The 3,208-nt window shown below is 62.4% G+C and carries 3 protein-coding genes; 2 read left to right on the top strand and 1 reads right to left on the bottom strand.

Features of this window, described 5'->3' with window-relative positions; all coding sequences use genetic code 11:
• Nucleotides 1-7: 7 nt before the first annotated feature.
• Nucleotides 8-2,347 (bottom strand): response regulator, encoded by a 2,340-nt coding sequence (locus tag ACXJ7R_RS28375; RefSeq protein ID WP_457154719.1) that lies wholly within the window; start codon nt 2,345-2,347, stop codon nt 8-10.
• A 228-nt stretch (nt 2,348-2,575) separates the two neighbouring features.
• On the opposite strand from ACXJ7R_RS28375, the gene ACXJ7R_RS28370 reads away from it, so the two are divergent.
• Complete coding sequence (locus tag ACXJ7R_RS28370; RefSeq protein ID WP_457154718.1) at nt 2,576-2,821, top strand: hypothetical protein; 246 nt, start codon at nt 2,576-2,578, stop codon at nt 2,819-2,821.
• A gap of 93 nt (nt 2,822-2,914) precedes the next feature.
• The coding region (locus tag ACXJ7R_RS28365) for a hypothetical protein (protein ID WP_457154717.1) at nt 2,915-3,208 on the top strand (294 nt) is incomplete at its 3' end.

Raw genomic sequence — 3,208 nt, 5'->3', positions numbered from 1 at the left:
CTGCGGGCTAAGCCGTCTTCGCCACCACCGTCTCGCTGAGCCAGGTGCCGATCTTGGTGCCGAGGCGGTCGGGTGAAACCGGCTTGGGCAGATAGTCGTCCATGCCGGCCTCGATGCACTTGTCGCGATCGCCCTTCAGCGCGTGCGCGGTAACGCCGATGATCGGGATGTGCGTGCCCGACGAGGTCTCCATCGCACGGATGGCGCGGGTCGCCTCGTAGCCGTTCATCTCTGGCATCGAGACGTCCATCAGGATCAGCCTGGGGCGCAGCGCCCGGTACATCTCGACCGCCGTGCGGCCGTTGCCGGCGATGCGATAGCTGAGGCCAAGGCCGTTGAGGATCTGGCCGAAAACCAACTGGTTCACGTCGTTGTCCTCGGCAATGAGGATGTCGATCGGACCGTTCAGCGTAGCCGTCGATTCCGGTGCCGCGGCAACCGGTATCGCCGGGCCGCGGATAACGGTGAAAGCGGGTGGCGCAGCCGGGGGAATCGGCACGATCGGTTCGCGGACGAACTGGGCCTTGCCGACCTGCGAGCGAGCCCTCTGGATGACCGAGATGACGGTGCCGAGCAGGACAGCGGAACGCGCCGGCTTGGTCAGGTGCGCGGCGATGCCGAAGTCGATGATCATCTTGCCGAAATCGACCTGGTCGACCGAGGTCAGCAACACCACCGGAATGGAAGCCAGCCGGCTGTCGGAAGCGATGGCCCTGGCAACATCGGCGCCGTTCATGCCCGGCATCTGGTAGTCGAGGATGATGCAGTCGACGGCGGCTCCCAGCTGGAAAGCGCGATCGAGGAAGGCTAGGCCCACGGCGCCGCTTTCGGCGGCGGCGCAGTCGAAGCTCCAGCTTCTGAGCTGCTCGAGCAGGATCTCGCGGTTGACCGGATTGTCGTCAATGACCAGCACGCGCGCGCCGGTGACGTCGACCGGCACGATTTCGTCGCGCGCCACGGCGTGGTGCGCCGGCAGCGGCACCGCAAACCAGAACACCGAGCCGCGGCCGATCTCGCTCTCGACGCCGATCTTGCCCGCCATCAGATCGACGAGGCGCGCGGCGATGGCGAGGCCAAGGCCAGTGCCCTCGTGGCGGCGGGTCGACGACCCGTCGACCTGGGCGAATTTCTCGAAAACGTTCTGCAGTTTTTCGGCCGGTATGCCGATGCCGGTGTCCTCGACGCGGACCTTGAGCTGGACCACGTCGTTGACGATCTCGCCGCCGACATCGATCAGCACGTGACCCTTTTCGGTGAACTTTACCGCATTGCCGAGCAGGTTGGTGACGATCTGCCGGAACCGTCCGGCGTCGCCGATGACATAGGCCGGCAGCCGCGGGTCGACACGCACGATCAGTTCGAGGTTCTTCTCGGCGACGCGCGCCGACACCAGCGTCGCTACGTCCTCGACCGCCTCGGAGAGACGGAAGGGAGCCGGATCGAGGGTCAGCTGGCCGGCATTGATCTTGGAGAAATCGAGGATGTCGTTGATGATGGTGAGCAACGCGTTGCCGGATTTGACGATGACGTCGGTGAAGGTTTTTTGGCGCGCGGTCAGGTCGGTCTTGGCCAGCAGCTCGGCCATGCCGAGCACGCCGTTCATCGGCGTGCGGATTTCGTGGCTCATATTGGCCAGGAATTCAGACTTGGCGCGGTCGGCGGCCTCGGCCTTGAACAGGGATTCGGCGGATTCGGCAAAGGCGCGGCGGATGGCCACTTCCATCGGGCGGAAGATCCAGAAGGCGACGATGGCAAGGGCGGCGAACAGGATGCCGCTCGCCCACAGCAATAGCCTGTCGCTGGAGACATCGGCCAGATGGCGCTCGTCGTCCATGGCGGTGCGGACGCGGACCAGCATGGGCTGGGCGAACAGGTCATTCTGGTTGCGGATTTCGCGATAGCTCCATTCATCGACCTTCTGCGCCATCGACATCAGGTTGAAGTTGCGCACCATGTCGCGCGGCGACCAGAACAGGTCGCCGTTGACGGAAGCGGTTTCGAGCTCGTTGATGGTCTTGACCGAAAGGCGCGGCTTGATCGCGGCAAGCTGGGCGGTCAGCGTTTCGATCTCGCCGGTCAGGCGCTCCGAATGACCCCGCGCCGATGAGGTGAGGGCATCGCGCGTCTCCGCCCGCCATGCAGTACCGGTCGTCTCGGCAAAGCTGGTCGCGTTGCGCAGGTCGCGGGTGAAAACGACGAGGTTGCTGCTTAGCGCATCGATGTCATGACGAAAGGAATTGACCCGATCGAGCGCGATCACGATGGCGGCGGAAGCCAGCGCAAAGATCAGCAACCCTGAAATATAGCGGGCCCGGACCGAACGGATGAAGGACGAATATTCCGGCATGCGCAACCCCAACACATACGCATCATTTTAATGACCGGGATTACGCTTCATTTACATTAAAATTTCGTTCGTCGGGCGAACCATGCGCCGGCGCGAAGCTCGAACGGCTGACGGAAACGCTGTCGGCAAGTCGGCTTGATTGTATCCGGCCTGAAACAGACCACCAGCGACCCGGCTTAAGGCTGAAACGAAAGGATCATATCGATGGCCACCAACAACTAAGCGCCCATGAACTCAAGCACCCGGGAAGCGTTCACCACGGCCAGTTTCGCCATCGCGGCCTCGAAGACGGTGGGCGGCATCCACCTTGATGAGAGCATGATTTGCCGCCAAGGTTCCATGCGATGGCGGCGATCGTGCTCGTGCAGAGCTCGATCGTCAGAAGCGGAAGACCCAAGCCGTTTCATCAACCGGCTGGAGGACGGCAAGACCGAGACACTGCTGATGGACGTCAACCGCAGTAACGAAGTGTAACCGGGTTTCCGCTACCACTACGCTCAAACCGCGTAAGACCGTTGACTAATCGGACCAGGACTTCAACGGCCTTGCCCAATGGAAGTCGCCGCCATGGACATCGCTCCGAACAATCATACGAACAGTCATCTGATGATGACACGGCGCTTTGCGCCTCTCTTCTGGACGCAGTTCCTGTCTGCCTTCAACGACAATTTCCTGAAGAACACGCTGGTGTTCCTTATTCTGTTCACGCTGGCGGCGGACAAGGCGGCATCACTGGTCACCCTGGCCGGTGCCGTCTTCATGGCTCCCTTCCTGCTCTTGTCAGCCCTTGGCGGCGAGATCGCCGACCGCTTCGACAAGGCCCTCATCGCCCGTCGGCTGAAATTCACCGAGATCGCCGCT

It is taken from the genome of Mesorhizobium sp. P5_C1, assembly GCF_054049815.1.
Note: the sequence above shows the minus strand (reverse complement) of the source record. Positions and strands in the feature narration are given on the sequence as shown.

Excerpts from the sequence above, each read along its gene's own strand:
- ACXJ7R_RS28370 (WP_457154718.1), top strand. The coding sequence starts at position 2,576 with ATGAACTCAAGCACCCGGGAAGCGTTCACCACGGCCAGTTTCGCCATC.
- ACXJ7R_RS28375 (WP_457154719.1), bottom strand. The coding sequence starts at position 2,347 with ATGCCGGAATATTCGTCCTTCATCCGTTCGGTCCGGGCCCGCTATATT.